This is a genomic window from Streptomyces sp. CWNU-52B, assembly GCF_047444975.1.
Classification (GTDB): domain Bacteria; phylum Actinomycetota; class Actinomycetes; order Streptomycetales; family Streptomycetaceae; genus Streptomyces.
The window spans coordinates 1-25,965 of record NZ_JBLFJV010000016.1 but is presented as its reverse complement, the minus strand read 5'-3'; the positions used below and the strand labels follow the sequence as shown (position 1 = coordinate 25,965).

At 68.9% G+C, this 25,965-nt stretch carries 23 protein-coding genes and 2 tRNA genes; 6 read left to right on the top strand and 19 right to left on the bottom strand.

Annotated features, from left to right (window positions below):
- The first annotated feature begins 148 nt into the window (after positions 1 to 148).
- Positions 149 to 2,140 (top strand): Stk1 family PASTA domain-containing Ser/Thr kinase, encoded by a 1,992-nt coding sequence (pknB, locus tag ACLVWQ_RS16250; protein ID WP_414109421.1) that lies wholly within the window; start codon positions 149 to 151, stop codon positions 2,138 to 2,140.
- Positions 2,141 to 2,323: 183 nt separating this feature from the next.
- Here the strand turns inward: pknB and ACLVWQ_RS16245 are convergent, their stop codons facing one another.
- From ACLVWQ_RS16245 to ACLVWQ_RS16220, 6 genes are all read right to left on the bottom strand, one after another.
- Positions 2,324 to 3,064 (bottom strand): class E sortase, encoded by a 741-nt coding sequence (locus tag ACLVWQ_RS16245; protein WP_414109420.1) that lies wholly within the window; start codon positions 3,062 to 3,064, stop codon positions 2,324 to 2,326.
- Positions 3,065 to 3,121: 57 nt separating this feature from the next.
- Positions 3,122 to 4,453 carry a class E sortase gene (locus ACLVWQ_RS16240; RefSeq protein ID WP_414109685.1) on the bottom strand — a complete coding sequence of 444 codons (1,332 nt, stop codon included), beginning with the start codon at positions 4,451 to 4,453 and terminating at the stop codon, positions 3,122 to 3,124.
- 128 nt (positions 4,454 to 4,581) lie between these two features.
- Entirely contained in the window at positions 4,582 to 5,220 is a 639-nt protein-coding gene (locus ACLVWQ_RS16235) for an aminodeoxychorismate/anthranilate synthase component II (RefSeq protein ID WP_414109418.1), read from the bottom strand.
- Positions 5,217 to 5,378 (bottom strand): hypothetical protein, encoded by a 162-nt coding sequence (locus tag ACLVWQ_RS16230; protein ID WP_414109417.1) that lies wholly within the window; start codon positions 5,376 to 5,378, stop codon positions 5,217 to 5,219. The genes ACLVWQ_RS16235 and ACLVWQ_RS16230 overlap by 4 nt, the downstream gene beginning before the upstream one ends.
- 52 nt (positions 5,379 to 5,430) lie before the next feature.
- Entirely contained in the window at positions 5,431 to 6,138 is a 708-nt protein-coding gene (locus ACLVWQ_RS16225) for a class E sortase (protein WP_414109415.1), read from the bottom strand.
- Between the two features lie 45 nt (positions 6,139 to 6,183).
- On the bottom strand, positions 6,184 to 6,963 hold the full coding sequence (locus ACLVWQ_RS16220; protein ID WP_414109414.1) for a DUF881 domain-containing protein: 780 nt from the start codon (positions 6,961 to 6,963) through the stop codon (positions 6,184 to 6,186).
- A gap of 140 nt (positions 6,964 to 7,103) precedes the next feature.
- Between ACLVWQ_RS16220 and crgA the strand changes: the two genes are divergently transcribed.
- Positions 7,104 to 7,358, top strand: coding sequence for a cell division protein CrgA (gene crgA, locus ACLVWQ_RS16215; RefSeq protein WP_414109413.1), 255 nt, complete (start codon positions 7,104 to 7,106; stop codon positions 7,356 to 7,358).
- 370 nt (positions 7,359 to 7,728) lie between these two features.
- On the opposite strand, the gene ACLVWQ_RS16210 is transcribed toward crgA, so the two are convergent.
- The gene (locus ACLVWQ_RS16210) at positions 7,729 to 8,625 is read right to left on the bottom strand and encodes a rhomboid family intramembrane serine protease (protein ID WP_414109411.1); all 897 of its coding nucleotides are present in this window, start codon (positions 8,623 to 8,625) and stop codon (positions 7,729 to 7,731) included.
- A gap of 201 nt (positions 8,626 to 8,826) precedes the next feature.
- Positions 8,827 to 9,354: a peptidylprolyl isomerase gene (locus tag ACLVWQ_RS16205; RefSeq protein WP_414109409.1), complete on the bottom strand. Its 528-nt coding sequence runs from the start codon at positions 9,352 to 9,354 to the stop codon at positions 8,827 to 8,829.
- 370 nt (positions 9,355 to 9,724) lie between these two features.
- Between ACLVWQ_RS16205 and ACLVWQ_RS16200 the strand changes: the two genes are divergently transcribed.
- On the top strand, positions 9,725 to 10,438 hold the full coding sequence (locus ACLVWQ_RS16200) for a DUF5324 family protein (protein WP_414109408.1): 714 nt from the start codon (positions 9,725 to 9,727) through the stop codon (positions 10,436 to 10,438).
- Positions 10,439 to 11,203: 765 nt separating this feature from the next.
- Here ACLVWQ_RS16200 and ACLVWQ_RS16195 read toward each other — a convergent pair.
- Positions 11,204 to 11,276, bottom strand: a tRNA-Ala gene (locus tag ACLVWQ_RS16195).
- 183 nt (positions 11,277 to 11,459) lie between these two features.
- Between ACLVWQ_RS16195 and ACLVWQ_RS16190 the strand changes: the two genes are divergently transcribed.
- Positions 11,460 to 12,011 carry a helix-turn-helix domain-containing protein gene (locus ACLVWQ_RS16190; RefSeq protein WP_383211089.1) on the top strand — a complete coding sequence of 184 codons (552 nt, stop codon included), beginning with the start codon at positions 11,460 to 11,462 and terminating at the stop codon, positions 12,009 to 12,011.
- A gap of 129 nt (positions 12,012 to 12,140) precedes the next feature.
- On the top strand, positions 12,141 to 13,670 hold the full coding sequence (locus ACLVWQ_RS16185; RefSeq protein WP_414109407.1) for a protein kinase domain-containing protein: 1,530 nt from the start codon (positions 12,141 to 12,143) through the stop codon (positions 13,668 to 13,670).
- Positions 13,671 to 13,710: 40 nt separating this feature from the next.
- On the opposite strand, the gene ACLVWQ_RS16180 is transcribed toward ACLVWQ_RS16185, so the two are convergent.
- Both ACLVWQ_RS16180 and ACLVWQ_RS16175 read right to left on the bottom strand, forming a co-directional pair.
- Entirely contained in the window at positions 13,711 to 15,126 is a 1,416-nt protein-coding gene (locus tag ACLVWQ_RS16180; protein WP_414109405.1) for a hypothetical protein, read from the bottom strand.
- A gap of 238 nt (positions 15,127 to 15,364) precedes the next feature.
- Complete coding sequence (locus ACLVWQ_RS16175; protein WP_213089207.1) at positions 15,365 to 15,493, bottom strand: DLW-39 family protein; 129 nt, start codon at positions 15,491 to 15,493, stop codon at positions 15,365 to 15,367.
- A gap of 348 nt (positions 15,494 to 15,841) precedes the next feature.
- On the opposite strand from ACLVWQ_RS16175, the gene ACLVWQ_RS16170 reads away from it, so the two are divergent.
- A complete protein-coding gene (locus ACLVWQ_RS16170) occupies positions 15,842 to 16,483 on the top strand; it encodes a DUF6344 domain-containing protein (protein ID WP_414109404.1) in 642 nt (213 codons plus the stop codon).
- 226 nt (positions 16,484 to 16,709) lie between these two features.
- Here ACLVWQ_RS16170 and ACLVWQ_RS16165 read toward each other — a convergent pair whose 3' ends face one another.
- From ACLVWQ_RS16165 to recF, 8 genes are all read right to left on the bottom strand, one after another.
- Complete coding sequence (locus tag ACLVWQ_RS16165; protein ID WP_414109403.1) at positions 16,710 to 17,006, bottom strand: WGxxGxxG family protein; 297 nt, start codon at positions 17,004 to 17,006, stop codon at positions 16,710 to 16,712.
- 263 nt (positions 17,007 to 17,269) lie between these two features.
- Positions 17,270 to 17,818: a hypothetical protein gene (locus ACLVWQ_RS16160; protein ID WP_414109402.1), complete on the bottom strand. Its 549-nt coding sequence runs from the start codon at positions 17,816 to 17,818 to the stop codon at positions 17,270 to 17,272.
- A 142-nt stretch (positions 17,819 to 17,960) separates the two neighbouring features.
- Positions 17,961 to 18,034, bottom strand: a tRNA-Ile gene (locus tag ACLVWQ_RS16155).
- A 240-nt stretch (positions 18,035 to 18,274) separates the two neighbouring features.
- Positions 18,275 to 19,012 carry a DUF3566 domain-containing protein gene (locus ACLVWQ_RS16150; RefSeq protein WP_414109401.1) on the bottom strand — a complete coding sequence of 246 codons (738 nt, stop codon included), beginning with the start codon at positions 19,010 to 19,012 and terminating at the stop codon, positions 18,275 to 18,277.
- A gap of 18 nt (positions 19,013 to 19,030) precedes the next feature.
- Entirely contained in the window at positions 19,031 to 21,634 is a 2,604-nt protein-coding gene (gene gyrA, locus ACLVWQ_RS16145; protein WP_414109400.1) for a DNA gyrase subunit A, read from the bottom strand.
- 42 nt (positions 21,635 to 21,676) lie between these two features.
- On the bottom strand, positions 21,677 to 23,737 hold the full coding sequence (gene gyrB / locus ACLVWQ_RS16140; protein ID WP_414109399.1) for a DNA topoisomerase (ATP-hydrolyzing) subunit B: 2,061 nt from the start codon (positions 23,735 to 23,737) through the stop codon (positions 21,677 to 21,679).
- A 309-nt stretch (positions 23,738 to 24,046) separates the two neighbouring features.
- Positions 24,047 to 24,631, bottom strand: a complete 585-nt coding sequence (locus ACLVWQ_RS16135; protein WP_414109398.1) for a DUF721 domain-containing protein — start codon at positions 24,629 to 24,631, stop codon at positions 24,047 to 24,049.
- Complete coding sequence (gene recF, locus ACLVWQ_RS16130) at positions 24,628 to 25,752, bottom strand: DNA replication/repair protein RecF (protein WP_414109396.1); 1,125 nt, start codon at positions 25,750 to 25,752, stop codon at positions 24,628 to 24,630. Before recF ends, ACLVWQ_RS16135 begins: the two co-directional genes overlap by 4 nt.
- Positions 25,753 to 25,965: the final 213 nt, after the last annotated feature.

Here is a 25,965-nt window from a genome sequence, read left to right as displayed (position 1 = left end):
ATCGGTGCACGTTGCGATACCGGTCCTGTATCGGGTGACGGTTGTGGCCAGGTCAGTGAAGGCGAGCCGGGTACGGTATGCCCGGACAGCACACCGCCGGACCACACGTGGTGTGGTCAGGACCGTCGGAAAAGGCTGGTAGGTAGCTATGGAAGAGCCGCGTCGCCTCGGCGGCCGGTACGAGCTGGGCCACGTGCTCGGCCGTGGTGGCATGGCGGAGGTACACCTCGCCCATGACACACGGCTCGGCCGCACGGTGGCGGTGAAGACGCTGCGTGCGGACCTCGCACGCGATCCGTCGTTCCAGGCCCGGTTCCGCCGGGAGGCCCAGTCGGCCGCCTCGCTCAACCATCCCGCGATCGTCGCCGTGTACGACACCGGCGAGGACTACATCGAAGGCATCTCCATCCCGTACATCGTGATGGAGTACGTCGACGGGTCCACCCTGCGCGAGTTGCTGCACTCCGGGCGCAAACTGCTGCCCGAGCGCACGCTGGAGATGACCATCGGCATCCTCCAGGCGCTGGAGTACTCGCACCGCGCCGGCATCGTCCACCGCGACATCAAGCCGGCGAACGTCATGCTGACGCGCAACGGCCAGGTCAAGGTCATGGACTTCGGCATCGCCCGCGCGATGGGCGACTCCGGTATGACGATGACGCAGACCGCCGCGGTGATAGGGACGGCCCAGTACCTCTCACCGGAGCAGGCGAAGGGCGAGCCCGTCGACGCCCGCTCCGACCTGTACTCGGCGGGATGCCTGCTGTACGAGCTCCTGACGGTCCGTCCGCCCTTCATCGGGGACTCCCCGGTGGCGGTCGCGTACCAGCACGTACGCGAGGAGCCGCAGGCGCCCAGCGTCTTCGACCCCGAGATCACGCCCGAGATGGACGCCATCGTCCTGAAGGCGCTCACCAAGGACCCCGACTACCGGTACCAGTCCGCCGACGAGATGCGCATCGACATCGAGGCCTGCCTCGACGGTCAGCCCGTCGCGGCCACGGCGGCCATGGGCTCGGTCGGCTACGGCGGCTACCCGGACGACCAGCCGACGACGGCCCTGCGCTCCGGGGACGGCCAGCACACCGCGATGCTGCCCCCGACGAACCCGGACGACGGCGCCTTCGGCTACGACGACCGCGCGGGCCGGCGCCGCCAGCAGAAGAAGAGCAACACCTCGACGATCCTTCTCGTCGTCGCCGGTGCGCTCGTGCTGATCGGCGCGATCCTCATCGGCAAGTGGATGACCGGCGGAGGCGGCGGCGGGGACGACCCGTTCCCCGCGCCCAACTTCGTGAACCGCACCGTGGCCGACGCGAAACAGACGGCGGCCAACGTCGACCTCAAACTCACGATCAACGAGAAGCCGTGTGAGAACACGCCCAAGAACAGCGTCTGCGACCAGGACCCGGTCGCCAAGACCGAGGTCAAAAAGGGCGACACGATCACGCTGACGGTGTCCACGGGGGCGCCGAAGGTGGCGGTCCCGAACGTCATCGACGACTCGGTGGAGCAGGCCACCAAGAAGCTCGAAGGTGAGAAGTACGAGTTCGAGGTCGAGACGGAGAGCAAGGAGTCCAGCGAGGACCCCGGCACCGTCCTCGACCAGGACCCGTCCTCGGGTGAGGAAGTGGAGAAGGGCTCCACGATCACCCTCACCGTCGCCAAGGAGAAGAAGCAGGTCACCGTTCCGGACGTCGGCGGCCAGAGCTGCGACCAGGCCAAGGCCCAGATGGAACAGAACGACCTCACCGGTACCTGCACCGAGGTGGAGACCGACGACGGCAACCTGGTCGGCAAGGTCATCGCGACCTCGCCCCAGGCCAACTCGCCGGCCGACCCCGGATCCACGGTGACCATCCAGATCGGCAAGGAGAAGAAGCAGGAGGAGCAGAAGTTCGCCATGCCGAAGGTCACCCAGATGACCCTCGACCAGGCCAAGCAGGTCCTCGCGAGCAGCCAGCTCCAGCTCGGCGACATCTCGGGCTCGCAGGACGGCAACTCCATCGTCATCGCCAGCGACCCGGGACAGGGCAACGAGGTGAAGGCCGGCGACCGGGTCAACCTGGTCACGGTCGGCGCCGGAGGGAACAACGGCGGCGGCAACGGCGGCGGCTTCCTCAGCGGCGGCTCCGGCTGAGCTGACACCCCCGCTCCCCGCCGTCGAGCACGGCGTCCACGTACGACGACGAAGCCCCGGCCCCCTCGCAGGAGGGCGCCGGGGCTTCGTCGTCGTACGGCATCGGGACGGGGAGGGACGGGAGGGACGAGGAGTGACGAGGCAGGGAGGACGGGGCGGGACTCCTCGAAGGGCCCCGTCGCGTCAGCGCAGCTCCGGCGGCGGCGTCCGGTCGTCGTCGACCTTCTCCACCCGGTCCAGCTCGCCCCAGACCACGTACCGGTAGCGGGACGTGAAGACCGGCGTGCAGGTCGTCAGCGTGATGTACCGGCCCGCCTTCGACCTGCCCGACTCCTTGGGGACGGCCCCCAGGACGTTGACATTGAACTTCGACGTCTCCGGAAGGGTCGCGTAGACCTTGTAGACGTACCAGTCGTCCTTCGTCTCGAAGACGATCGCGTCACCCTTCTTCAACTTGTCGATGTTGTGGAACTTCGCGCCGTGCCCGTCGCGATGCGCGGCCAGCGAGAAGTTGCCCTTCTCGTCCTGCGGCAGGGCGGACTTGACGGGGTTCGTGTAATAGCCGGCGATCCCGTTGTTCAGCAGCTTCGTGGAGGTGCCCTTCTTGACCAGCACCTCGCCGTTCTTCATCGCCGGGACGTGCAGGAAGCCGATGCCGTCCTTGGTGTCCAGACCGATCGGGCCACGGTCCTCGGCCCAGTGGTCCCGCACCTTGTCGCCCTGCTTGTCGGCCTCACGGTCCGCGATCACGTTCGTCCACCACAGCGAGTAGGCGACGAACAGGCCCATGATCAGGCCCGCCGTGATGAGGAGTTCACCGAAGACGCTGACGGCCGCCGCGATCCGCCCGCCACCGCGCCGCCGCGGCGCGGGCGGGGACGCCGGCGCGCCCGTGTGCTCTTCGTGGTCGGTCGTCGCTGCCACTGCGTTGTCCCCGTCTGGTGTCTCTGTCTGGTGTCTCAGGAATCTCGGAACACGCCGCTAGTCGACGAGCGCCTCGGGTTTGCCCTTGTCGCGCGACCGTTCCTCGACCATCGTGCCCCAGACGATCATCCGGTACTTACTGGTGAATTCCGGGGTGCAGGTGGTGAGAGTGATGTAGCGGCCCGCCGACTTGAACGTCGAGCCCTTGGGAACCGCGTCCAGGACCGAGGTGTTGCTGGGCGACGTCACCGGCAGGATCGAGGCCATCTTGTAGACGAAGTACTTGTCCTGCGTCTCGACGACGATCTCGTCGCCCGGCTTGAGACGGTTGATGTAGCGGAAGGGCTCACCGTGGGTGTTGCGGTGCCCCGCGAGCCCGAAGTTGCCCGCCTTGGCGTCCGGCATCGCGGTCTTCACGCCCTCCTCGGCGTAGTGGCCCACCATGCCGCGGTCCAGCACCCGCTTCTTGTCGGTGCCCTCGGCGATCGGTACCACCACGTCCAGCTTCGGGATGTGCAGAAGGGCGAAGCCCTGACCCGGCTCGAACGTCCCCGGATTGCCCTTGCCCTTCGCCCAGTCCTTCTGGAGGCTGCTCACCTCGCTGCCGGCCTGCGCGTGCGCCCGGACGTTCGTCCACCACAGCTGATAGGTCACGAACAGCAGCATCAGTACACCGGTGGTGATGAACACCTCGCCGATCGCCCGGCTCGCCATCACGGCCGCGCCCGGCTTCCGCTCCCGCGCCGCGCGCCGCGCCGCCATCCGGGAGGAGGGCGCGTCGCTGCCGGACCGCTCCGGCTGCTCCGCCTCCTCCTCCTGCGCCCCGCCGGGCCCGCCGTGCCTTCCACGGCGCCTGGAGGCCTTGCGCCGGGCCGCACGGCCACCGGGGGCGCCTACGCCACCCGACGCCGCCACAGAGCCCGCAGAGGCCGCGGAGGGCGCCGCCGAGCCGGCTCCGATCCCGGTGCCGGCGGCGACATCGGCTATGCGCAGCGCGACGGTCTCCTCGGCGGAGGCGGAGGCGGAGGCGGAGGAAACGGTCGGGGCGACGGAGGCGGCGGGTGCCTCGTACGGCGGCGAGTACGGCTGTGTCGGCTCGGCGAACGCCGGCTGCGGCTGCGCGTAAGGCTGGGGCTGGGGCTGGGGCGCCGTGTACGGCGGCTGTGGCGCGGAGTACCCGTGGGTGGGCTCCGTGTGCGCGCGGCGTATCGGCTCCGTGTACGCCGAAGCGCTCTGCCCGACACTCCAGTCCGGTGTGTAGGTCTGCGGCGCTTGCGGTGTCCGGAGCGCCTGAGGGTCGTACCAGTCCTGCTCGGGCGGCGCGGGCCGCGGCAGACCCGGCAAGGGGTCGCTGAGCGGGTCGGCGAGTCCGTCGACGGCGGCCCGCATCGCACCGTCGCCGGTCAGCCCGTCGCCGGCCGGCCCACTGCCGGGCGTCACCTCGAACGCCGCAGCGCCCCCGTACCCGGCGTCCTCACCGTACGGGGCGGCACTGTCGCGCTCGGGGCGCAGCGCGGTCACGCCGTGACCCTGCCCACCACCGGGGCGAGCCCCACCGACCTGGCCACGGCTCCCTGGTCGCCGCACTCCACCAGCCAGTTGGCCAGCATGTGGTGGCCGTGCTCGGTCAGCACGGACTCGGGATGGAACTGAACACCCTCGACGGGCAGTTCACGATGTCTCAGACCCATGATGATCCCGTCGTGGGTACGGGCCGTGACCTCCAGCTCGGCCGGCACGGTCTTCGGTTCCGCGGCCAGCGAGTGGTAGCGGGTGGCGGTGAAGGGCGACGGCAGCCCGGCGAACACGCCCGTGCCCTCGTGCTCCACGAGCGAGGTCTTGCCGTGCAGCAGCTCGGGCGCGCGGTCCACCACACCGCCGTACGCCACCTGCATCGACTGCATTCCGAGGCAGACCCCGAAGACGGGGACCCCGGTCGCCGCGCAGTGCCGCACCATGTCGACGCAGACCCCGGCCTGCTCGGGGGTGCCCGGTCCCGGCGACAGCAGCACGCCGTCGAACCCGTCCTGCGCGTGCGCCGTCACGACCTGGTCGTTGCGCAGCACCTCGCACTCGGCGCCGAGCTGGTAGAGGTACTGGACCAGGTTGAACACAAAGCTGTCGTAGTTGTCGACGACGAGAATCCGCGCGCTCACTGGTTGTCCACCGTCACATCGTTGAAGGGCAGCAGCGGTTCGGCCCACGGGAAGACGTACTGGAAGAGCGCGTAGACCGCCGCGAGGACCAGCACGATGGAGAGCAGTGCCTTGATCCACGTGTTCCCTGGCAGATGCCGCCAGATAAAGCCGTACATGCCGTCCCTTCCGTCGCACCACGGCACCAGACTCACGCCGTACCCGACCAGACTAACGGCGTAGGGCCTCCGGTTTCCCAGCCTCTACAGGCTGGGTCGTATCAAGGTGTGCCCAGACGATCAGCCGATGGCTGTGACCCCATTCGGGTTCGCAGGTGGTCAGGGTCAGATAACGGCCCTCCCGCGTGTACCCGGACTTCCTCGGTACGGGGTCGATGACCGCGATGTCCCCGGGCAGCGTCTTGTAGGGCTGGGTGTCGATGCGGTACGTGAACCACGTCGTGCCGTCGGTCAGCACCACCGGGTCCCCCGGCCGCAACCGGGGGAAATCCTTGAACGGATCCCCGTACGTCCGGCGATGACCGGCGACGGCGAAGTTGCCCCGCTCACCGAGGCGCGCGGTGCTCGCGTAGTGGCCCAGCCCCTTCTTGAGGGTCTTGGTCCCGGTGCCTTCGAGCACGGGCTTGTTCCACGTGAAACCAAGCCGCGGGATGTACATCACAGCGAAGGGCCTGCCGTCCTTGTACGCGGCGGGCTTCGCCGGAGCCGGAGCCGCACCCGGGCCGCCCGTCGCCGCCGGCTTCTCCGGCTCGGCCGTCGCGGTCCCGCGCGCCCACTGCTTCTGGAGCTGCTCGATCTGGTCGTTCATCGCGGTGTCGGCCTTCACACCCGTCCAGAACAACACGTAGACCACGAAGAGCACGATCACGGTCCCGACCGTGATGCACAGCTCGCTGAACGTCCTGACGACCACTCGCACCGACACAAGGTCCCCCAGCGGCAGTTGCTCCCCTACTCCACGGGCCTACTCCACAGGCTTCGCGTAGTGGAGATCCACTGTGCCCGAGTAGCCGGGAAGAGTCACCGTCCCGTTCTCGTCGACCTTCCAGCCGAGCCCGTAGACGTTGACGTACACCATGTAGTTCTGGATCGCCGCGGACTTCGTGAGGGCCTTCTGCAGCTTCTCCGGGTCCCCGACCGCCTGGATCTTGTACGGGGGTGAGTAGACGCGGCCCTGGAGGATCAGGGTGTTGCCGACGCAGCGGACGGCACTGGTGGAGATCAGCCGCTGGTCCATGACCTTGATCCCCTCGGCTCCGCCCTGCCACAGGGCGTTGACCACGGCCTGCAGGTCCTGCTGGTGGATGACCAGGTAGTCGGGCTGCGGCTCGGGATAGCCGGGGAGCTTGGCCGTGGCGTCGGGGGGCGCGTCGTCGAGGGTGACGGTGAGGGCCTTGCCCTTGAGCTTCTGCGTGCCCGCGTTCTTCTCCAGGGCGGCGAGCTTGGCCGCCTCCGCCGCGGTGCTGCCGTTGTCCCGCTCGGCGAGGGTCTCGACGTCGTGCCGCAGTGATCCGTTGCTCTCGTCGAGCTGCCCGTTCTTGTGGCTGCGCTCCTCGATGAGGTCGGAGAGCTTCAGCAGCGAGGCGTCGGTACGGATGTTGGTGCCCTTGGCCGTGTCGAAGCTGGTGAAGAAGATCAGCCCGGCCAGGGCGAAGACGGCCACGGTCAGCAGCCGCATCGGCCGGAATCGCCGGATACGGTCAGGGCTGGATCCCGACCGGGGAGAGTCGGCAGAATTGCTCAACGTACCCTTATCTCCTTCGGCGCCGCGGAAGCACTACGCTAACGGACGCCCGGGGGAGCACTAAGAGTCCCCTTGTACGCTGCCCCCGGCAGCCCACGTTCCCTGCGCGGCCACGCAGCGCATCGACAGGAGAGACCCTCGTGCCGAAGTCACGTATCCGCAAGAAGGCCGACTACACGCCGCCCCCGGCGAAGCAGGCGACCGCCATCAACCTGAACAGCCGTGCCTGGGTCGCCCCGGTCATGCTGGCCATGTTCCTCATCGGGCTCGCCTGGATCGTCGTGTTCTACGTGACGGACGGCTCGCTGCCGATCGACTCGCTGGGCAACTGGAACATCGTGGTCGGCTTCGGTTTCATCGCGGCGGGATTCGGCGTCTCCACGCAGTGGAAGTAGCGCCCGCCCAGGATGACGACCAGGTAGGACGAGGGCTCGCACGGACTCCGTGCGAGCCCTCGTCCGCAAGCCCTGGCCCAAGCTGTCCACTGAGTTATCCACAACGCTGTCCACAGTGGGGAAAAGGTCGGAAGATCTGTGGATAACCCACCGGGTGTTGACGCCGGTGTGACTGACCTACCGGGATCCGGAAGCCTGTTCGCCCCCTGTCCCGCCTGGGGAAACCCAGGTCAGCGACAGTGCGCACACCTGTTCCCCAACAGCATGCACAAGATCCGCCACGGTCTGTGGACAACGTGGACTTCCGACGACTTTCGAGGGCCCCGACGGCTCCCCGACGCCCTGCCTGACGGCGGAGGGCCGAGGCGAGTCAGGTGAGCTGACCAGTCCTTACGAGGGTCATGACCACGACCGCGATCAGCACGAGCGCGCACGAACCGTACTGGATGAGCGCCCGTCGCTCCCGGGGCGCGTGCACCATCGCGTAGCCGACGAGGACACCGCCGACGAGGCCGCCGACGTGCGCCTGCCAGGCGATGTTCGGCCACCCGAAGGTGAAGATCAGGTTGATCACCAGCAGGGCGATCACCGGGCGCATGTCGTAGTTCAGCCGGCGCATCAGAACCGCGGTCGCGCCGAAGAGGCCGAAGATCGCACCGGAGGCACCCAGCGACGGCTGGTTCGGCTCGGCGATCAGATACGTGAGCGCACTGCCCGCGAGGCCGCCGGCCCCGTACAGCGCGAGATAGCGGACGCGGCCGAGGGCGGCTTCGAGGGGGCCGCCGATCCACCACAGGCTGAGCATGTTGAAGGCGATGTGGATATAGCTCCCGTGCAGGAACATCGCCGTGACCAGCCGGTACCACTGCCCCTCCGCGACACCCTCGACGCTTTCCAGGGCCGGCACGTACGCCCGGCCGATCAGGTCGAAGCTGTCGGTGAAACGGTCGCCGACGCGGAGCTGGACCAGGAAGACGGCGAGGTTGATCCCGATGAGGATCTTGGTGAGGAGCCGGGGGTCCGAGGTGATCGTGCCGCCCGCGAGGGTGCGGGGCTGGGTGGCGCCGGGCGCGTGGCCCGTGCCGGAACCCTCACGCACGCACTCGGGGCACTGGAAGCCGACCGAGGCGCTGACCATGCACTCGGGACAGATGGGGCGCTCGCACCGGGTGCACCGGACGCCGGTCTCCCGGTCCGGGTGCCGGTAGCAGGTGGGCAGGCTGGGGGCACCCTGCGGTCCCTGCGGGCTGCCTGGCGCCTGATCCATCGAGGTTCCCTCATCCTTCTGGGCGTACTGGGTACGCAACACACCGCCCCGCTCATCCCTACGGATGGGCGGGGCGTTTGGTTCCCTGCGGAAAGCCCCCGGCGCGAGGCCCGGAGAAGGGCTCGCCGGACGGTCACGGTCCGGCGCGTCCTCGGCCCGTCCCGTCCGTACGCGGCCCGTCCGTACGCGGCCCGTTTCGGCTCAGCGGGTCTCGACGACGACCGACTCGATGACGACGTCCTCGACGGGACGGTCGGTGCGCGGGTTGGTCGGCAACGCGATGATGGCGTCCACGATCTTCTGGCTGGCGCCTTCGGTGACCTCGCCGAAGATGGTGTGCTTGCGCGTCAGCCACGCCGTCGGGGAGACAGTGATGAAGAACTGCGAGCCGTTGGTGCCCGGCCCTGCGTTCGCCATGGCCAGCAGGTACGGCTTGTCGAAGGCGAGGTCGGGGTGGAACTCGTCCTCGAACTCGTAGCCGGGACCGCCGGTGCCGTTGCCCAGCGGGTCGCCGCCCTGGATCATGAAGCCGCTGATCACCCGGTGGAAGACCGTGCCGTCGTAGAGCTTGTCCGTGGACTTCGCACCCGTGGCCGGGTTGGTCCACTCGCGCTCGCCCTTGGCGAGCTCGACGAAGTTGCGGACCGTCTTGGGCGCGTGGTTCGGCAGGAGCCGCACTTCGATGTCGCCGTGATTGGTCTTCAGGGTGGCGTAGAGCTGCTCGGCCACGATCTGCCTTCCGTCGTCCTTTGTGACTCCCCGATCCTCGCACGGACCGCGTCGCCAGTCTTCCGTCAGCGCCGCGGGCACCGCGCCGGCTGCTCAACCCCTTCACCGCTTCACCGCTTCAGCGGCTTCGCACCAAACGGGCGCGCGGTCCGGGGATCCATGACATTGTCGTCGCGAACTCCTGTTGCACCGTATTGATCGGTTATCGCACCAAGTACCCCCGGAGTCACCATTCATGACCCGGATGCCCGCCCTCGCATGCCCCGGAGCGCTCCGGCAGGCATGATCCGGATAAGGGCGGAAAGGCGAACTGTGACTTTCCGGGGGATGGCCCCAAGCCCCCATGTACGCCACCGAGGAGGAGGATCCCGTGACCCGCAAGGACAGCGTGCGCGCGGCGGCCGAGTCGGCGAAGGACAGCGTGCGGCACGCCGCGGAAGTGGTGGCGCCCTACGCCGACACGACGAAGGACCGAGCCACCCACTACGCGCATGAAGCACGCGTCAAGCTCGCACCCAAGGTGTCGTCCGCCGCCCTCCAAGCCGCCGAACAGGCACGCACCCAGTACGACGCCCACCTCGCGCCACGTCTCGAGCAGGCGCGCACCCATGTACCGCCGAAGGTCGACCAGGCCGCGCACGAGGCCGCCGTTCGAACCCGCAAGGCCGCCCGGCAGGCAGCGGAGTACTCCCGCCCGAGGCTCGAACAGGCCAGGTCCGCGGCCGGTCCCGCTCGCGAGGAGGCCGCGTCCCGCAGTGCGGCGGCGCTGGCGGCGCTGCGCGGCCAGGTCTCGGCCAAGGAGGTCGAGAAGCTGGTCCGCAAGCACGAGCGGCGGGCCAGGGCCGGCCGTCTCGCCAAGGGGCTGGCTGTACTGGGCATCCTCGCCGGTGGCGCCTTCGCCGCCTGGAAGTGGTGGGACAAGCAGGCCAACCCCGACTGGCTGGTCGAACCGCCGGCCGCCACCGAGGTCCCGGAGACCGGCCGGCTGGCCTCGGTCGACGGCAGCGGCCAGGAAGACCTCGACCCCGAGGTCCAGGCCAAGCAGGCCGAGGCGGAGGCGGCGGACCGCGAGGAGCGCGGCTGACGCGACCGGCAACGACTGGTGCGACTGGTGCGAGCGAGACCAGCGGCACGGGTAGCTCGGACGGCACAGATATCGGACATGCTTCGGACATGCTGACGGGCTGTGGGGCAGGAGGCTCGAAGCCTCCTGCCCCACAGTCATGTTTCACGTGAAACCGACCCAGGTCGCGACCCGGTTGGCAGCCTCGTCCACGACACCGCTCCGGGTTCCACCCGTGATGACGTTTGCAACCGACAGCCCATGCACCACCCCCGTCGACCCGCTTAACGGAGTGCAGTGCTCTGATTACGCACTTTCGTTCACGGCAGCTCACGCATGCCTTCACGACTCCTGCATGTCACCCTCACGCCACCGGAACCCCTCGGGCGACGGCCACACACCCTCGTCACTCGGCGTATCTTTGCGCAAACAATCGCAAATACCGCAACGAAATCCCTGTGACGCAGGTCACCGCACCCGCACTCGACGGGGTCTCGGAGCACTGAAGGGCGCGCCTAAGGGTTGATGAGGTCACGTCATGACACGACGGACCCCCAACTCCCTTCCGTGTTCGACCTGTTGAACAGGTCTCCGCCGGACGGGAGGAGCACGAAAAAAAGCGTGGGTGCAAAAATTTCTCGTATCCGCCGAGCCGGGCCACCGCGGACGGAGCCTTGCGGGTCCCCCGGAGCTCCCGAGGAGGCCGACCCTCGCCCCGCCCCTCGCCCCCGAACCACAAAAACCCCCTCCGACCTGCGTAAAGCCGGTCCGAGGGGGTTCTGTTCGTGGAGCCTAGGGGAGTCGAACCCCTGACATCTGCCATGCAAAGACAGCGCTCTACCAACTGAGCTAAGGCCCCGAAAAGGAGGTATACGCCAGAAGGATCTCCCTCTGGACCACCACCGCAGACCAGAGTACCGGGTCACCCGGGGTATCCCGCAAAAGGATTGGGGGTCCCCGTGCACGACCACTCTCCGTAAGATGCACGACGTGGTTCGCGGCAGCGAACCGCGGTACTTGGGGAAGCGATGGGGAGACGCACATGGACGCCGCACAGCAGGAAGCAACCGCGAGAGCCCGGGAGCTGCAGCGGAACTGGTACGGGGAGCCGCTGGGGGCGCTCTTCCGTAGGCTCATAGACGACCTGGGACTCAACCAGGCCCGCCTGGCGGGGGTGCTCGGCCTGTCCGCGCCCATGCTGTCTCAGCTGATGAGCGGCCAGCGCGCCAAGATCGGCAATCCCGCGGTGGTGCAGCGCGTGCAGTTGCTGCAGGATCTCGCAGGTCAGGTGGCCGACGGCAGTGTGAGCGCCGCCGAAGCGACCGAGCGTATGGACGAGATCAAGAAGTCGCAAGGAGGCTCGGTGCTCAGCAACACCACGCAGTCGACGACCAGTTCGGGCGGGGCGCCCACGGTGAAGCGCGTGGTGCGCGAGATCCAGTCACTGCTGCGCTCGGTGTCCGCGGCCGGGGACATCATCGACGCGGCGGACACCCTCGCCCCGACCCACCCGGAACTGGCAGAGTTCCTCCGGGTGTACGGAGCCGGCCGCACTTCCGACGCGGTCGCCCACTACCAGTCCCACCAGAGCTGAGCACACCGCCCGGCCGCCGAACACCTGCCACCGGAGAGCCCGTCGGCCTTCCGGCAGCCGGAAGCCAGGCAGCCGGGCACCTCGAAGAGGCCGCCGTACCGACCGCCGAAGGGGGAGCGACGCACGACCATGGGTGAGGTCTTCGCCGGCCGGTACGAACTGGTCGACCCGATCGGACGCGGGGGAGTCGGTGCCGTCTGGCGCGCCTGGGACCACCGGCGGCGCCGGTACGTGGCCGCCAAGGTGCTCCAGCAGAGCGACGCCCACTCGCTGCTGCGGTTCGTGCGTGAGCAGGCGGTGCGGATCGACCACCCTCATGTGCTCGCTCCCGCCAGCTGGGCCGCCGACGACGACAAGGTCCTGTTCACCATGGATCTCGTCGGTGGAGGCTCGCTGGTCCACCTGATCGGGGACTACGGTCCCCTGCCGCCGGCCTTCGTCTGCACCCTGCTCGACCAGCTGTTGGCGGGGCTCGCCGCGGTGCACGCGGAGGGGATCGTCCACCGTGACATCAAGCCCGCCAACATCCTGCTGGAGGCGACCGGCACGGGCCGTCCCCGGCTGCGGCTGTCCGACTTCGGCATCTCCATGCGTCTCGGTGAACCCCGGCTCACCGAGACCAACTACGTGGTGGGAACACCCGGTTACTTCGCGCCCGAGCAGATGCTCGGCGCCGACCCGGACTTCCCCGCCGATCTCTTCGCCGTGGGCCTGGTCGCCCTCTATCTCCTGGAAGGCGCCAAGCCGGACGCCAAGGCGCTGATCGAGCACTTCGCGGCCCATGGCACTCCGGGTGCCCCCAAGGGGATTCCCGAGCCGCTGTGGCAGGTCGTGGCGTCCCTGCTCGAACCGAACCCGCAGGCCAGGTTCCGCACCGCCACCGGCGCGCGGAAGGCCCTCGTCCCGGCCAGGGAACTCCTCCCGGAACCCGGCCCCGACGACGAGCTGATCGAGATCTTCGACCAACTCGGCCCGCTTCCCTCAGGGTTCGGCCCCGAGGGCCCCCTCACGGCCACGACAGCCCCCAGCCCGCCGCAGAGCCATCCAGGCCGTCAAGGCCGGGAACGGGAACGGGAACGGGAGAGGCAAGGGCAGCAGGGCCAGGGAGAGGGACAGGGGGAGGGACAGCCCCCACCACGGGAAGAGTCCCGGAGCCACGGGCACGACCTCGTGCCGCGATCACCCGGTACGAGCGCCTCGCCACCGCCCCCACGGACCGGCGAGGCCCCACCGGCGGCGCACCTCGCACCCGACCCCTCGTCCCCCGCCCGTACGCCCCCGGACCGCTCCACTCCCGGGCGCTCCACTCCTGAGCGCCCGAGCGGAGACATACCGCTCCCGCCGCTCCCCACCGCGTCGGACACCGGCAGCTTCCATCTGCCACCACCGCCCCCGCCCCAGTCCCCCGCTCCCCCCGCCTACTCCCCGTCGCTGTCGTACGAACCCACGCAGGTGCCCACCACTGCCTCCTACACCGCTCGGGACGTCCGGGTGCCGTCCGGACAGCAGGCCCAGCAACCGCCCCAGCAGCCGGTCGCGCGGCACCGCGGCAGACGGGCACGGCGACAGCACGGGCCGCCCACGGTGGTGACGGTCCCGGTGCTTCTGCTGGCGCTGGTCTGCTTCGGGGTCGGCTTCTGGGCACTGACACAGATCTGAACGGCCCGGAGACCGGAATACCGGGACCGGAACCGCTGAGCTACCGGCCCCGCGACCGCCCGTACGTGCGTGCGGCCGTGCTCGCGCCATGGAGAGCGGGCACGGCGCCCTCGCCCGCTGCTTCCGCTTCCGCCGCCTGCCGCCGTCGGCCGACCAGGGTCCACACCGCGAGCCCCAGGACGAGGACGCACCCCGTACCGATCCCGCCCACGGCCACCGCCTTCATCGCGGTGTTCCCGCCCGAACCGCCGCTTCCGGCCCCGTCCCCGTCTCCGGCCGTCGCCGCGCTGCCGCTCGCCGCGGCGTCCCGGTCCCCCGCGCCGACCTCGAACACGTCGCGCGGCACCGTGGCGCCGCCGTACGCCGGCGCCGCCTCCGCCGTACCCCTCACCTGCACCCGCAAGGTCAGGTCGAACGGCCCGTCGCCGAACTTGCCTGCCATGTCCGCCCCGAGGTGCACGGCGAGGAAGTACCAGCCGGCGAACCGCATCCCGGCGACCGGGTCGTCCACCGAGTACCGGTTCTCGTACGCGACCGGAGGGCGCGGTTCCAGAGCGGTCCCCTTCCTCGTACCGTCGTAGCCGGTGTCGGCGTCGTCCACCAAGGCGCGCACGGGGTTGTAGAGCGACATCACCAGGGCGTTCCCCAGGAAGCCGGCACCGCTCGCGGGGCCCAGTTCGACGGAGGAGTCGAGCTGCTGTCCCCAGGCGACGGGCACGCGGTAGTAGAGCGTCTGTCCGGCCCGGATGCCGTCCTTCCAGACGCCCTGGTCCAGGGAGCGCGCCTCGTTGAAGCTCGTACCGCCCCGACGGGTCCTGGCCGAGCCGTCGAGGGCCTCCGGGGAGGCGGAGTCCCACACCTGTGGAGCGGTCGTCGGCGCGCTCTTCTCCAGGGCGGGCTCCGACACGTACTGCAGCTCCAGCCCCCAGTCGTCCGTCGAGGACTCGCTCCCGCTCATACGCTCGACGAGCACCGAGTACGTGCCCGCGCCCTCGCAGGTGTACGTGCCGGGGCCGGCCCTTCGTGACGCCCAGGCGGTGAGGGGGCGCGGGCTCTCGGTGGGGCCGAAGCGGGCCGCGCCGGCGTCCCCGGAGAAGCACGTGTGCCCGGCGGGGTCCAGCAGGGACACCTTGATGCCGTCCGAGTACACGACCTTCGTGCCGGGCTCGGGAACGGCGGTGGCCGACACATACGCGCTGGACGTCTCGTCGAGCCGCAGTCCGAAGTAGAGCTTCCCCTTGTCGCGGACGGTGCTCCGGTAGGTGGTGCCGGCCGTCAGAGGTACGGCGTCGGCGGCGGTCGGGGAGCCCTCGACCCGCTCCGCGTCGGCGGCGTAGCGGTACGGAGGGGGAGTGCCCGCCGCCGTCGCCTGCCCCGCCGGCACCACCGCCGAGAGCAGCACAGCCGCCCCGGCCAGGACCGTACGGCCGCGCCACCGTCCCGTGCGCCGCCCCATCACGCGCCCCCTCGTCGTCACCCGGACCGTCACCGGCCGCGAGGCGGTCCCGAACCGCCCGTGAAGCCTCGACCATCCTGCCCCTCGGGCCGCCGCGCCACCCCTGTCTTGGGTGACACGAGCGCTTCCTGTGATGTTCCGGGGGGCTGGGGGCGCTCTTACCAGGATCGGCGCCCCGGGCAACACAAAACCCCGACCGCGAGGCGGCCGGGGTCTGTACTGGGACTGTCGTCGATGCTCACGAACCCGTGGGCACGGAGTCGGTCGCCTCCGTCCACAGGTCCTGCTCGGCGCGATCCGCCTGAATCTGGCGGTACACGAGGAGCCCGCCGATGGCGGCCAGTGCGACCACTAGAAGCTTCTTCACCGCGCGACCTCGTCTTTCCTTGGCGTTGGGGACTTCTGGCGCCCGACTATACACACCGGCCGATACCGATCGGTGACCTGCGTCGGGGCCTCAACTGCCCGCCGGGAGAGCGCAGTAGGCCGGGAGCCGTCCGCTCCGATCGGAGGGTGATCACATCCTCACCGGATGCGATTTCATCCAGCTTTCCGCTCTCTTCCGGTCATTTCATGAACATTGCGCCCATTCGAGTGGTGTTCATCAGAAGAACGCCGCGCCACGGACGTCGGTCCGTCACTTCGCGGCCGACATACACATCATGAGGAAAGTACGCAAATCAACCCAGCTGAACGAGTCGAAAGAGAGGCCACCATGACCCGCAACTCGGTCATGAACCTGTGGACCGCGATCGTCACCGCCGTCCTCACCCTGTTCACGTCGCTCGGACTGATCACGACGACCGCCGTCGCCGCGGCCGCGGCCGCAGTACCGGAGGTGCGGAAGGCGCGCAACACCACCGCCCCGCAGGAGGTGAAGGCGCTGGAGGAGGCCATCCGGCCGCAGCCCTACGCGCACTCCCTGCCACCCACGATGAAGCAGCGCATCCACGCGGAGGCGCACGGCTCCTCACCGTCCTGCCGGCACCGCCCGCCGACGGACGCGTCGACTCCGGACGTCACCGCCGCCGTCCCGCACGACAGCACCCCGTCGACACCCGCCTCGCCCAACACCCCCGTCACCCCCGTCACCCCCACCGGCATCACCCGCACCACGACCGGTGTCACCGACGTCGGTACACCCGAGGGCGGCCCGACCGCGGAGCTCGCCGCCGAGCTGCCCACGCGAACGCCGACGGTGACCTGCGCATCCACCGCACCCGCCGCACCCGCCGCCGTCACGCTCCCCTCTCAGCCGTCCCAGTCCTCTCGTCCCACGGCCCCGACCGCACCCCGCCTCCCGGCACCCGCCACCGCTCCGGTCCTGGCGCCGGCCGGCACAGCGACTCGGGGATGACGCGGCGACTTGGAACGCACCACTTGTGCTGCTGGTAAAAAATCCTCCTCAAACTTCTGCACGAGTCACGGCTCACGCGGAAGAACCCCGACCGTTCCCGATCAGGGCTCTTCCGACTGGTGGGACTGACAGAGTCTGAACCCTGTGGCCTCATCAGCTCGATCATCCTTCACAGGGACACGACCTGGACCGTTCCCTGCTTGCCCTCGTTGGTGTCAGACGCTGCTCAACGGCGGTCCGTGTGGGCGCCGGATCCCGTTGTCGTGCCACGGATGTTGCCCGTGTCGTGAGTCTTCTGGCGACGGGGAATGAGACCGAGCAGACCCAGCAGACCGGCGAGGCCCCACAGTCCCCAATTTCCGTTGTCGTCGTCATCCTTGTTGTCGGCGGCCTGCACCTGGCTCTGGGTGGCCTGTACCGAAGCAGCCTGGGCCACCACCGGCGTCTGTGCTTCCGCGGTGACCGCGGCGGGCCCCGCGAGGAGAGCGGCGGTCAGGAGAACACCGATAGTCGTGCGACGCATAGTTCCTCCTTGCATGACCCTGGACGGGTCTCACACCCATGGCGCGCGATCTCAGAGGGCCGCGCAACTCAGCCAGCCATGAAAGCGCCTTCTGAACCGGGTTCGGGCCCGGCGCCCGGGGCTCCACGGCCACCGCAGCCACTAGCCCGAACGAGTGAGTTGATCATGCCAACACGCAGGTCGGGCCGCCCGTCGGCACGGCCGGTTCGCCATCACCGGTCGGCAACGCCGCAAGGGCCGCCAGCCGCCTTCGAGCCTTCCGCTCAGCTGTCCACGCCCGTGGTCTGCAGGAGCGCGCCCAGTTCGGCACCGTCCGGACGGTGAGGCGCCTCGGCCGCCTTGCGCAGAGTGGCGCGGTCGACTCCGTCCTCGTCGGCACTCAGCCGAACCACCACGCCGTCGTCTCCAGGCACCGCGTATTCGTGATGGTCACCTGTCTTGCGATACCAGGCGTCGCCATCGCGGTCACAGGAGACCCGCTCGTCCGATCCCTCGACCATCGGCTGCTCGGGGCAGTTCTCCGCCGTCAGCGTCCTGCGGTCCACGAAGAGCCCGAACCGGGCGGCACTTTCCTCGGACCGATACGCGGCGACGAACTCGCCGTCCCCGTACTCGCCGACCGACTCCTGAAACACGGTGAAGCCCGAGACCTCGGTGACATAGACGAGTTCCGGAGCGACGCCCCACGCGCGCGCGGCGTCGTCGAGATCCGCGGCCGCCCCTTCCGTCCCGCCCTTCTCGGCCGCGTCACATCCTGTGAGAAGCACCGGCAGCAGGAGGAGAGGCAGCAGCGCCCGCGCGATTCGCAACATGGGCACATCCTGTCGCGCAGACATACGACAGACACAACGGTTTCCGGACGAGCCCTGCCTGGTTGGATCGGGCCATGGCCGTCGGTCCCGACCGGTGGTGCGAAAAGGCCCCCGACCTGATGGTTGGGGGCCTTCTCATATGTGGGGCTAACAGGATTTGAACCTGTGGCCTCATCCTTATCAGGGATGCGCTCTAACCAACTGAGCTATAGCCCCGCCGCGCTCCGCGGTGTATGTCCCGCGCGGCGACCCCTGAAGATTAGCGCACGACGGGGTCAGTCCCAAAATCGGTATCCGAGGCCTCATCCGGCCTGCCCCGAGGGGGTGAAAGCGCACCTCCGGACGCCCGCGCGAGCACACCGCACAGCACGAGAGCGCACCCCCGTGGGCAGGGGGCGCGCTCTCGTGGTGAAGCCGGGTGACAACGTTTGCTCGTCCTCGGCTACTCGTCCTCCGCTACTCGTCCTCGGCGAGCGTCAGCTCGATACCGCCGACGAAACCCGCGGAGAGGTTGTAGATGAACGCCCCGAGCGTGGCGAGCGCGGTGGCGAGGACGACGTCGATGACCGCGATGATCGACGTGAAGATCAGCACGCGCGGCAGCGACAGGAACGACTGCAGATCGAAGCCGTTGGACTCGTTCGAGCCCGTGGCCTCGGAGATCGTGCCGCCCACGGTGGAGAAGACGCCCATGGCGTCCATGACCATCCACAGCACCGCGGCCGCCACGATCGTGCAGATGCCGAGCGCGATGGACAGCAGGAAGCTGACCTTCATCACCGACCAGGGGTCGGCCTTGGCCACCCGCAGTCGCGCCTTGCGGGTACGGGGCGTGGTGCGCGCCCCGGTCCGCGGCCTCCGCACAGCACCGGCGCTGGCGGGTGCCGTGTGCGCCGGGTACGCCTGCGGCGGGTGGTACGGCTGAGCGGGCTGTTGCTGCCCCTGCCGCTCGCCCGGCAGCGGTGAGCCCGCCACCGGTGGCACCGCCGTGCCCGGATGGGCGGCGGGGCCCTGGGGCACCTGCGATCCTGGGGCCGCACCGGCCGCGTACTGCGGCGTCTGTGGGCCTCGGGTGTCCGTCACAGTTCCCCCCTGGGATCCATGAGAGTCATGGGAGTCAGTCGCCTCCGTGGCGGAGCCGCGGCCGCCGTCCGTTTCCGTATCGGTCGAACCGGCGCCCGTGGCTCCGCTCACGATGCCTCACTCCTCGCGCTACTCGTCCGAGGACTGCTCGCCCTCGTCCGTGCCGGGGACCGTCTCGATCTCGTCCGAGTCGTCGACCACCCCGTCGACTTCCTCGGCTTCGCGACCGGCCTCGGCGTTACGTGCGATACCGACGACGGCATCGCGCTTGCCCAGGTTGATCAGTTGGACGCCCATGGTGTCACGGCCCGTCTCCCTGACCTCGTTGACTCGCGTGCGAATCACACCGCCCGACAGTGTGATGGCGAGGATCTCGTCGGTCTCCTCGACCACCAGCGCGCCGACGAGCGAACCGCGGTCCTCGACGATCTTGGCGGCCTTGATACCCAGACCACCGCGGCCCTGGACGCGGTACTCGTCGACAGCGGTCCGCTTCGCGTACCCACCGTCTGTGGCAGTGAACACGAACGTACCGGGTCGAACAACATTCATCGAGAGGAGTTGGTCCCCCTCGCGGAAGCTCATCCCCTTGACGCCCGAGGTGGCACGGCCCATGGGGCGCAGAGCGTCGTCCGTCGCGGTGAACCTGATCGATTGGGCCTTCTTGCTGATCAGGAGCAGATCGTCGTCCGCCGAAACCAGCTCGGCTCCGATCAGTTCGTCATCGGAACCGTCCTCCGTCTCACGGAGATTGATCGCGATGACGCCGCCCGCACGCGGTGAATCGTAATCCTTCAAGGACGTCTTCTTCACCAGTCCGCCCTTGGTGGCGAGAACCAGATAGGGCACCGCTTCGTAGTCGCGGATCGCGAGGATCTCGGCGATCGCCTCGTCCGGCTGGAACGCCAGCAGGTTCGCGACGTGCTGACCACGCGCTTCGCGTCCGGCGTCGGGCAGCTCGTACGCCTTCGCGCGGTAGACGCGGCCCTTGTTCGTGAAGAACAGCAGCCAGTGGTGCGTCGTCGACACGAAGAAGTGGTCGACGATGTCGTCTTCCTTGAGCTTCGTGCCGCGGACGCCCTTTCCGCCGCGCTTCTGCGAGCGGTAGTCCTCCGCCTTGGTCCGCTTGATGTAGCCACCGCGCGTGATGGTGACGACGATGTCCTCCTCGGCGATCAGGTCCTCCATGGACATGTCGCCGTCGAAGGGCACCAGCTTGGAGCGGCGGTCGTCACCGAACTTCTCGACGATCGCGGCCAGTTCCTCGCTGATGATGCCGCGCTGCCGCACGGGCGAGGCCAGGATCGCGTTGTACTCGGTGATCTTCGCCTGGAGCTCGTCGTGCTCGGCGACGATCTTCTGGCGCTCCAGGGCGGCCAGCCGGCGCAGCTGCATCTCGAGGATGGCGTTGGCCTGGATCTCGTCGATCTCCAGGAGGCCCATGAGGCCCACGCGCGCGATCTCCACGGTGTCACTGCGCCGGATCAGCGCGATGACCTCGTCGATGGCGTCCAGGGCCTTCAGGAGGCCGCGCAGGATGTGCGCGCGCTCCTCGGCCTTGCGCAGCCGGAACTTCGTACGCCGGACGATGACCTCGATCTGGTGCGTCACCCAGTGGCGGATGAACGCGTCGAGCGACAGCGTGCGCGGCACGCCGTCCACCAGCGCCAGCATGTTGGCGCCGAAGTTCGTCTGCAGGTCGGTGTGCTTGTACAGGTTGTTCAGGACGACCTTGGCGACCGCGTCCCGCTTCAGGACGATGACCAGGCGCTGGCCCGTACGCGACGAGGTCTCGTCCCGGACGTCCGCGATGCCGCCGATCTTGCTGTCCTTCACCAGGTCGGCGATCTTCTGCGCGAGGTTGTCGGGGTTGACCTGGTAGGGGAGCTCGGTGACCACCAGGCACTGGCGGTTCTGGATCTCCTCGACCTCGACGACCGCGCGCATCGTGATGGAGCCACGGCCCGTGCGGTACGCCTCCTCGATGCCCTTGCGGCCCACGACCAGGGCGCCGCTCGGGAAGTCGGGGCCCTTGATGCGCTCGATCAGCGCGTCCAGGAGCTCTTCCTGCGAGGCGTCGGGGTTCTCCAGGTACCACTGGGCGCCGGCCGCGACCTCGCGCAGGTTGTGCGGCGGGATGTTGGTGGCCATGCCGACCGCGATGCCCGCGGAGCCGTTGATCAGCAGGTTCGGGAAGCGGGCCGGCAGGACGGTCGGCTCCTGGGAGCGGCCGTCGTAGTTGTCCGTGAAGTCGACGGTGTCCTCGTCGATGTCGCGGACCATCTCCATGGACAGCGGCATCATCTTGCACTCGGTGTACCGCATGGCGGCGGCCGGGTCGTTGCCCGGGGAACCGAAGTTGCCGTTCGAGTCCACCAGCGGCATCCGCATCGACCACGGCTGCGCGAGGCGGACCAGCGCGTCGTAGATCGAGGAGTCGCCGTGCGGGTGGTAGTTGCCCATGACGTCGCCGACGACGCGGGCGCACTTGTAGAAGCCCTTCTCGGGCCGGTAGCCGCCGTCGTACATGGCGTACAGGACACGGCGGTGGACGGGCTTGAGGCCGTCCCGTACATCGGGCAGCGCACGCGACACGATGACGGACATCGCGTAGTCGAGGTACGAGCGCTGCATCTCGGTCTCGAGCCCGACGGGCTCGACACGCAGGGCGATCTCGCCCTCTTCCGCGGGGATGCCCGGACCGGTGGGGGAAACAGGGGTCTCGTCGGTCATTGCTGGTGAAGATCCTTTCTGACGCGGTCAGCTGAGACCGACTCAGATGTCGAGGAAGCGGACGTCCTTGGCGTTGCGCTGGATGAACGCGCGGCGTGCCTCGACGTCCTCGCCCATCAGGACCGAGAAGAGGTCGTCGGCCTGGGCGGCGTCGTCGAGCGTGACCTGGCCGAGGACGCGGTGCTCCTGGTCCATGGTCGTGATGCGCAGCTCCTCGGCGTTCATCTCACCGAGACCCTTGAAGCGCTGGATCGAGTCCTCCCTGACGCGCTTGCCGGCCTGCCGGCCGAGCTCGGTCAGGGCGTCGCGCTCACGGTCCGAGTACGCGTACTCGAAGTCGTCACGACCCCACTTGATCTTGTAGAGCGGCGGGCGGGACAGGAACACGTGGCCTGCCTCGACCAGCGGCCGCATGAAGCGGAACAGGAAGGTCAGCAGCAGGGTGTTGATGTGCTGGCCGTCGACGTCGGCGTCCGCCATCAGGATGATCTTGTGATAGCGGAGCTTCGCGATGTCGAAGTCCTCGTGGACCCCGGTGCCGAAGGCCGAGATCAGCGCCTGGATCTCCTGGTTCTGCAGGATCTTGTCGATCCGGGACTTCTCGACGTTGAGGATCTTGCCTCGGATGGGGAGGATCGCCTGGTACTGGGGGTTGCGGCCGGACTTGGCCGAACCGCCGGCGGAGTCACCCTCGACGATGAAGATCTCGCACTTGGTGGGGTCGTTCGACTGGCAGTCGGACAGCTTGCCCGGCAGCGACGCCGTCTCCAGGAGGCCCTTGCGACGGGTGAGGTCGCGGGCCTTGCGGGCCGCCACGCGCGCGGTGGCCGCCTGGATCGACTTGCGGATGATGTCCGCGGCCTCGATCGGGTTGCGGTCCAGCCAGTCGCTGATGTGCTCGTGGACGACCTTCTGGACGAAGGTCTTCGCCTCGGTGTTGCCCAGCTTGGTCTTGGTCTGGCCCTCGAACTGCGGCTCGCCCAGCTTGATCGAGATGATCGCCGTCAGACCCTCGCGGATGTCGTCGCCCGTGAGGTTGTCGTCCTTCTCGCGCAGCAGCTTCTTGTCGCGCGCGTACCGGTTGATGAGACCGGTGAGCGCCGCCCGGAAGCCCTCCTCGTGCGTACCGCCCTCGTGGGTGTGGATGGTGTTGGCGAAGGAGTACACACCCTCGCTGTACCCGCCGTTCCACTGCATCGCGACCTCGAGGGAGAGCATGCGCTCCTTGTCCTCGGCCTCGATGTCGATCACCGTCGGGTGGATGACCTCGCCCTTGCGGGAGTTGAGGTACGTCACGAAGTCGACGATGCCGCCCTCGTAGTGGTACGTGACGGTCTTGACCTCTTCGGCCACGTCCGCGCCGGCCTCGTCGGCCCCCGTCGTGGCCTTCGCCGAATCGCGCTCATCGGTGAGTTTGATCGTCAAACCCTTGTTGAGGAACGCCATCTCCTGGAAGCGCCGCGTGAGCGTCTCGAAGGAGTAGTCGGTGGTCTCGAAGATGTCCCCGTCGGCCCAGAAGGTGACCGAGGTGCCGGTCTCGTCCGTGGCCTCGTGCTGAGCCAGCGGAGCCGTCGGGACGCCCAGCTTGTAGTCCTGCGTCCAGCGGTACCCGGCGGTCCTGATCTCCACGGCCACCTTGGTGGACAGCGCGTTCACGACGGATACGCCCACGCCGTGCAGGCCGCCGGAGACGGCGTAGCCGCCGCCGCCGAACTTGCCGCCCGCGTGCAGCACGGTCAGCACGACCTCGACGGCGGGCTTGCCCTCGGACGGGACGATGCCCACCGGGATGCCTCGGCCGTTGTCCACGACGCGGACGCCGCCGTCGGGGAGGATCGTGACGTCGATCGTGTCCGCGTGGCCGGCCAGCGCCTCGTCGACGGAGTTGTCGACCACCTCGTACACGAGGTGGTGCAGTCCACGCTCGCCCGTCGAGCCGATGTACATGCCGGGTCGCTTGCGGACCGCGTCCAGACCCTCGAGGACGGTGATGGCGCTGGCGTCGTACGAGGCTGTGACCTCGCCGTTCGAGGAATGGGCCCCGCTTTTCGCGCCGGCGTCGGTGGACGGGATGTTCTCGTTGGGGTTGCCGGAATCGGCCACGAAGCGCCCTTTCTGGCACAGCACAAGCCAAGCTCCGGGCGTTGGCCGGAGCGGCTGCGGCGTGTTGCGGTGGTAAGCCTTTGTCAGCGTTGCTCGGTGTGTCCCACAAGTGGGGCGGGATTAGCTTCCAGTCTACCGGTAGCGCCGACAGTGATGGGGGTTTGCCGGTACCTGAGTCCGCATGTGCCGCCCTGAACCGGTCTCCACCGACTCCCCATATGTGGACCAGGCCTCAAAGAGGCGCAGAGCGGCACTCAGCGCTTCCGGGTGTCAACCCCCCGCTACGGACGGCATACCATCCGGTCGGGCTCACCCGTAGGTGTCGCCGGGACCAGTGCTGCCGGGGGCCCTCAAGGGGCCGTAGCGCTGTACGGGACCCCCCGGGCCCAGCACCTTGATCACCCTCACCGTGCCGTGCCCGAGGTCCTCGTTCAGGCGGGCGACCAGCTGCGGAGCGAGCAGCCGCAGGTTGGTGGCCCAGGCCGTCGAGTCGCACCGCACGATCAGTACGCGCTCGTCCTCGTCGTACTTCTCCGGTACGCAGTGCTTGGCCAGGTCGTCCCCGACGATCTGCGGCCAGCGGCCCATGACACCGCCGACGGCGGCCGGGGTCTCCCAGCCGCGCTCGGTGATGAGGCGGTTGATCGCGGAACCGAGGGCCATGGGGTCGCGTCCGTCGGCGTGCGCGCCGGAGCGGAGACCTCCACGGCGCGCCTGCTTCTTGTCCCGCGCCGCGTCCCCACGCGCGCGTGCCTGTTCCTTCGCCGCGCGCAGCGCCACGCGCGCGAGGTCGACCCCGGAGGGCTCGGGAACGGTGTCCTTCGGCCGGCCTCCCGGACCGCCCTGAGGCTTGCCCTTCGGCCCGCCCTCGGAGGCCGGTGTGTTTTCGCTCATACGCGCTCCACCGCGCCCTCGGACACCGCGTACCGCGTCCCCGCCAGTACGCCGGGTACGTCGTCGTCGACCGCGGCCGTCACCAGCACCTGCTCGCCGGGGGCCACCAGCTCGGCGAGGCGTTCACGGCGACGGGTGTCCAGCTCGGCGAACACGTCGTCCAGGACCAGCACCGGCTCGTTGCCCTCGGCCCGCAGCAGGTCGTACGAGGCCAGCCGCAACGACAGCGCGTACGACCAGGACTCGCCGTGGGACGCGTATCCCTTCGCGGGCAGCCGGCCGAGTTTGAGCAGTAGCTCGTCCCGGTGGGGGCCCACGAGCGTGACGCCTCGCTCGATCTCCTGTTTGCGGCTCTCCGCCAGCGCCGCCATCAGCTGTTCGTACAGCTCCTCGCGTGTGTGTCCGGTGATCCCGGCCGACGAGGGCTTGTACTCCAGGGCCACCGGGCCGCCGCCGGGCGCCAGCTGCTCGTACGCCTTGTCGGTCAGTGGCTGGATCGTGGCGATCAGATCGAGCCGTTGGGCGAGCAGCTCGGCGCCGACGCGCGCGAGGTGCTCGTCCCACACGTCGAGGGTGGACAGGTCCATGGTGCGTCCGCCGTGGCGGCGGGCGAGCGCGGCCGACTTCAGGAGGGTGTTGCGCTGCTTCAGGACACGGTCGTAGTCCGAGCGCACACCCGCCATCCGCGGCGAGCGCGCGGTGATCAGCTCGTCGAGGAAGCGCCGGCGCTCTCCGGGGTCGCCCTTGACCAGGGCGAGGTCCTCGGGCGCGAACAGCACGGTCCGTACGATGCCGAGCACGTCACGGGGTCTGACCTGCGAGGATCTGTTGATGCGGGCGCGATTGGCCTTGCCGGGGTTCAGTTCGAGTTCCACGAGCTGCCGGCGCTCGTCCTGGCGGACGGTGGCCCGGATGATCGCCCGGTCGGCGCCCATCCGCACGAGAGGCGCGTCGGACGAGACCCGGTGGCTGCCGAGGGTGGCGAGGTAGCCGACCGCCTCGACGAGGTTGGTCTTGCCCTGTCCGTTGGGGCCCACGAACGCGGTGACGCCCGGGTCGAGAGGGACCTCGACCCGGGCGTACGAACGGAAGTCGGCCAGCGACAGATGCGTGACGTGCATGGTCGTTCGCCGACCTCCCCCGGGGCTGTGGATCCGCGGTGCGGACCTGTGGACTGCTGTTCCTTCCCGGGATGCGGCTTCCCGGTTACTGCTTCGGAGGTTTCCCTCCGCTGTTCCCGCCGGACGTGCACCGGCTGTTTCCAGCCGCTTCGAGGCTACTTCGCCGACTCGACGGCGTGGCCGCCGAACTGGTTGCGCAGTGCGGCGATCATC